The organism is Flavobacterium sp., from assembly GCF_043779715.1.
GTDB lineage: Bacteria > Bacteroidota > Bacteroidia > Flavobacteriales > Flavobacteriaceae > Flavobacterium.
The window spans coordinates 1-4,453 of sequence record NZ_JAYWDT010000061.1; the positions used below are offsets into that span (position 1 = coordinate 1).

A 4,453-nucleotide genomic window follows, 5' to 3' on the forward strand; every position below is an offset into this window, starting at 1 on the left:
CTAGAATTTGTTAAAACTAATGGCGATTATAAAGTTTTAGGAATTGAAATGCTGGTTCAAAAAAAGATAAACCATTTTATTACTTGGTTTAGTTATACTTACAATACTAATAATTATCACTTTCCAAATTTAGAACAACCTGTATTTCCAAATAACTTTAAATTAGACCATATTATTTCTTGGGCAGGAATCTATGATAGAAAAAATCTAAAAATAGCATTGGGTTCAAAGTGGTATTCTGGAAAACCCGAGACCACTCCTGTGAGCTCAAATATAAATTACAGTAATTTCTCCAATCCAAAGATTGATTACAATACCCCAAACAATAAAATATTAGATGACTTTTTTCAAGTTAATTTTTCGACAACATATAAATGGGAAAGCTTAGATCAAGTTCAATATAAATTGGGGTTCTCTTTATTGAATATATTCAATCGAAAAAATGAAATCAATGAATATTATAGAATAAATGCAATTACTAATTCTATTGAAGAAGTAAAAAATTTTTCACTTCGACGAACTCCAAATTTAAGCTTTAGAATAACTTATTAAACGATTTCCATTACATTAAATAAATTTACCAGTGTTAATCAATTGTATCAATTGTTTAAAAAACCAGTTATGTGTTTACTCTACTAATTAGTGTAGAACAAAGTGCATTGTTGTCATAATACTACTGGCCTAGTTTGTCAAAAAAACATTAAAAAATTAGCCTTAAAATAGGTTAAAAGACAAACTCAAGGGTAGTTATAAGATTTTGGCATAAGAGGGTATTAATCTTGGTTCTGGATAACTGGATAGATCCATTTTTTTACAAAAAAAGTGATACAAAAAAAAGGATACTTGAAAAAGTATCCTTTTGTGGGCGATGAGGGGTTCGAACCCCCGACCCCCTCGGTGTAAACGAGGTGCTCTGAACCAGCTGAGCTAATCGCCCTTTCGGGTTGCAATGTCTTGCGTTATTGCGAGTGCAAATATAAGACGTTTTTTTACTTCTGCAAACAAAAACCAAATAAATTTATAAAATTTCTGCCACGACAAATGTGCTTCCGCCAATATAAATAAAGTCGTCTTCTGATGATAACTTTAAAGCTTCATGATAAGCTTCTGAAACAGAATTATATATACTACCAATTAGTCCAAACTCAATTGCTTTTTCTTGCAAGATTACAGCATCTAATCCTCGTAAAATATTTGGCTTACAGAAATAATATTTAGCACTTTTGGGAAACAAGGGAAAAATATCACCCAAATCCTTATCATTAACTACACCTAAAACAAAATGTAACTCATTGAATTGCTCTTTTTGAATCTGATTTAAGACAATTTTTAAACCATGACTATTGTGTGCCGTATCGCAAATTACTTTTGGATTTAAATGTATTTGCTGCCAACGTCCCAATAACCCAGTATTTTTTACCACATTTTTTAATCCGTTTTTTAAATTTTCTTCTGAAACAGAAAAATATGGCTTTAAAACTTCAATAGTTTGAATGACCGTTTTCTTATTATGCACTTGATAGTCACCCAATAAATCGCTTGGATAATCTTTAGTAATTAAATCTGAAGCAAAATAAATATCCGCCTTACAATCTTTGGCCTTAGCCAAAAAAACTTCTTTTGTTTGGTGCGTATATTCTCCTATAACCACTGGAATATTGGGCTTTATAATTCCTGCTTTTTCACTTGCAATGGCTTCTGTCGTATTGCCTAAAAACTGGGTGTGGTCTAAACCAATATTGGTAATTACCGAAACTAATGGCGTAATAATATTGGTGGAATCTAATCTTCCCCCCATTCCGACTTCAATAATAGCAATATCAATTTCTTGTTTTACAAAATAATCGAAAGCCAAGCCTACTGTCATTTCAAAAAAACTTAGATTGTTTTCTTCAAAAAAAGGTTTGTTTTTGGCAACAAAATTAATAACAAAATCTTCAGAAATTTCTATTTTGTTTATTTTAATTCTTTCTCTAAAATCTTTGAGATGTGGAGAAGTGTATAACCCAACTTTATAACCTGCCTCTTGTAAAACAGAAGCAATCATAGATGAAGTAGAACCTTTTCCGTTAGTTCCTGCCACATGAATCGTTTTTATTTTTAGCTCCGGATTTCCCAAATGGTTGGCGAGCAAAATTGTATTTATTAAATCTTTTCTGTATGCCGAAGCTCCTTGTTGCTGGTACATGGGTAATTGTGCAAATAGCCAATCTAAAGTCTGTTGGTAATTCATATGTTTATTTAAAATCAGAAAAAATCAGTACTCACAAAATAATTCGTCTGTTTTTTAGTTTAGTATAATATAGACAATTATCTTTATGCAAAATTGAGCTATTTTTTAATATAAATAAAGTACTTTATCATATGATTGGATTTTTTTTACAAGCCCAAAACGACACTATTGCGGCTGCAACTGGCGCAGTCATTGAAAATGTTGTAAAAGACAACGAAATTTCAGTTTTAGAATTTATCCTTAAAGGTGGATTTTTCTTAATTCCCATTGCTTTATTGTTGTTTTACACGATTTACGTGATTATCGAACGTTTTATTTATTTAAAAAAACACACAAAATACGACACTCATTTGATGAAGGATATCAGAATTCATCTAAATTCTGGTAATATTGATATGGCGATTGCTACTGCCGAAAAAGACACTACAGCTTCTGGAAATGTGATTAAAGAAGGTCTTCACACCATAGGAAGACCCATTGCCGAAATAGAATCGAATATGGAAAAAGTTGCCAATATAGAAATTGGACAAATGGAACGCCGATTGGGACATCTTGGTCTTATTGCTGGTATTGCGCCAACACTAGGTTTTATTGGAACTATTGGCGGTGTAATTAAGATTTTTTATAGTATCTCGATAACTGAAAACATTAGTATTGGAAATATTTCTGGCGGTTTGTACGAAAAAATGATTAGTTCGGGTTCGGGACTTGTGGTGGGAATTGTGGCTTACTCGGCCTACCATTTATTTAATGGTGTGATAGATAGTTTCTCTTTAAATATTCAGCGCCACGTATTAGAATTTGTAAACATAATTCAGAGACCAAATGCCACAAATAAAACGAAATAAACGATTTCACGCAGAAATAGCAACGTCGTCATTAAGCGATATTATGTTCTTTTTGCTGTTATTTTTCCTAATCATATCTACATTGGCAAACCCAAATGTGATAAAAATGACCTTGCCTAAAGCCAAAGCAACCGAAAAAACAAACAAGCAACACATCACACTTTCGGTTACCGAAGAAAAGAAGTTTTATCTAGACAAACAAGAAGTTTCGTTCGATAAGTTGGAAGCTACATTGCTCTCTAAATTGGGAGAAACCAAAGACCAAGCAGTCATTGTTCGCATTCCTTTCAACATGCAAGTGCAGGATTTAGTAGATGTTTTACAAATAGGTGTAAAAAATAATTTGAAATTTGTAATTGCTACGAGTGCTGGTAAGTAAAATTTAAGATTTTTGGCGTGACCCTTCGTGAAAAACTTCGGGTCGGGCTATCCGCTTTAATCTTTTCTTTTTTTAAAGAAAAAAAGAAAAGGATTTCCGCTTTTATCCCTCACGCTAGAGAACTTAAACATTCGGCCTCTAAATTTTAAACACAAAAAATGCTTTAGTTGGGGAACTAAAGCATTTTTTTTATCAAACAAACTAAAACAAACTATTTTTATTTTTTAACAAATATATTGGTATAATATTTTTTTCCTTCAGCATTGGTTCTAATAGCGATTCCAAAATGGGTAAAATCACCTTGTATATTGGCTTTGTGTGAGGCACTGTTTAGCCAAGCATTTACAACACTCTGTGAAGTTGCATAATTGTAAGCTAAATTCTCACTTACATTTTTTGCTCCTATAACTTGAACCAGATTCTCATAACGATCCTGAAAATAATTATGATTTACTGCTCCTATTGATATCATATAATTATCATGCTCTTCGGATTTGATAGAGATATAATCTATTTTTTCTAATTTATTTAAACCTATACTTACTCTATAATCATTCACTAGAGTCAGTACTTGAGTTTCATCAGTTGTATAGGTGTACTTTGCATTGGCTTGTGATAAATCTACTGGAGCACTAGCAACCTCTTCTTTAGAACAAGAAACAATAGTAATAGCGGTTAAAACTAAGAAAGCAATTTTTGATAAAGTCCTTTTCATAAACAGATAATTATGTTGTTGCATCCAAACCCACTGGTTAAGTTTGACAAGACAAGATTACAATTAAAATCGACTAAACACCAAATAAAATCGTTAAAATACTAATAATCAATCAATTAGTAAATAAATTCTTGCGAGACGTATTTGATATTTAATTTAAAAAAAGCGTTACATTTAGAAAAAACTTATTAAAAACAAAAAAACCCTATCCGGTTGGATAGGGTTTTCAAAAGAAAGGCGACGACATACTCTCCCACAAAAATGCAGTACCATCTGCG

General features: G+C 31.7%; 4 protein-coding genes, 1 tRNA gene and 1 pseudogene. 3 read left to right on the forward strand and 3 right to left on the reverse strand.

Going from position 1 to position 4,453, the window contains the following annotated elements:
- Nucleotides 1-552, forward strand: a pseudogene (locus ACH2BG_RS03065) (TonB-dependent receptor); the annotation flags it as partial.
- A gap of 310 nt (nt 553-862) precedes the next feature.
- Here the strand turns inward: ACH2BG_RS03065 and ACH2BG_RS03070 are convergent.
- Together ACH2BG_RS03070 and ACH2BG_RS03075 are read right to left on the reverse strand one after the other, a co-directional pair.
- Nucleotides 863-937, reverse strand: a tRNA-Val gene (locus tag ACH2BG_RS03070).
- A gap of 81 nt (nt 938-1,018) precedes the next feature.
- Entirely contained in the window at nt 1,019-2,233 is a 1,215-nt protein-coding gene (locus ACH2BG_RS03075; protein ID WP_395046267.1) for a bifunctional folylpolyglutamate synthase/dihydrofolate synthase, read from the reverse strand.
- 131 nt (nt 2,234-2,364) lie between these two features.
- Between ACH2BG_RS03075 and ACH2BG_RS03080 the strand changes: the two genes are divergently transcribed.
- Nucleotides 2,365-3,081 carry a MotA/TolQ/ExbB proton channel family protein gene (locus ACH2BG_RS03080; protein ID WP_395046268.1) on the forward strand — a complete coding sequence of 239 codons (717 nt, stop codon included), beginning with the start codon at nt 2,365-2,367 and terminating at the stop codon, nt 3,079-3,081.
- The gene (locus tag ACH2BG_RS03085; protein WP_395046269.1) at nt 3,059-3,460 is read left to right on the forward strand and encodes an ExbD/TolR family protein; all 402 of its coding nucleotides are present in this window, start codon (nt 3,059-3,061) and stop codon (nt 3,458-3,460) included. Before ACH2BG_RS03080 ends, ACH2BG_RS03085 begins: the two co-directional genes overlap by 23 nt.
- Before the next feature lie 217 nt (nt 3,461-3,677).
- Here the strand turns inward: ACH2BG_RS03085 and ACH2BG_RS03090 are convergent, their stop codons facing one another.
- Nucleotides 3,678-4,175, reverse strand: a complete 498-nt coding sequence (locus ACH2BG_RS03090) for a CAP domain-containing protein (RefSeq protein ID WP_395046270.1) — start codon at nt 4,173-4,175, stop codon at nt 3,678-3,680.
- Nucleotides 4,176-4,453 lie beyond the last annotated feature (278 nt).

Excerpts from the sequence above, each read along its gene's own strand:
- ACH2BG_RS03075 (WP_395046267.1), bottom strand. The coding sequence starts at position 2,233 with ATGAATTACCAACAGACTTTAGATTGGCTATTTGCACAATTACCCATG.
- ACH2BG_RS03080 (WP_395046268.1), top strand. The coding sequence starts at position 2,365 with ATGATTGGATTTTTTTTACAAGCCCAAAACGACACTATTGCGGCTGCA.
- ACH2BG_RS03085 (WP_395046269.1), top strand. The coding sequence starts at position 3,059 with ATGCCACAAATAAAACGAAATAAACGATTTCACGCAGAAATAGCAACG.
- ACH2BG_RS03090 (WP_395046270.1), bottom strand. The coding sequence starts at position 4,175 with ATGAAAAGGACTTTATCAAAAATTGCTTTCTTAGTTTTAACCGCTATT.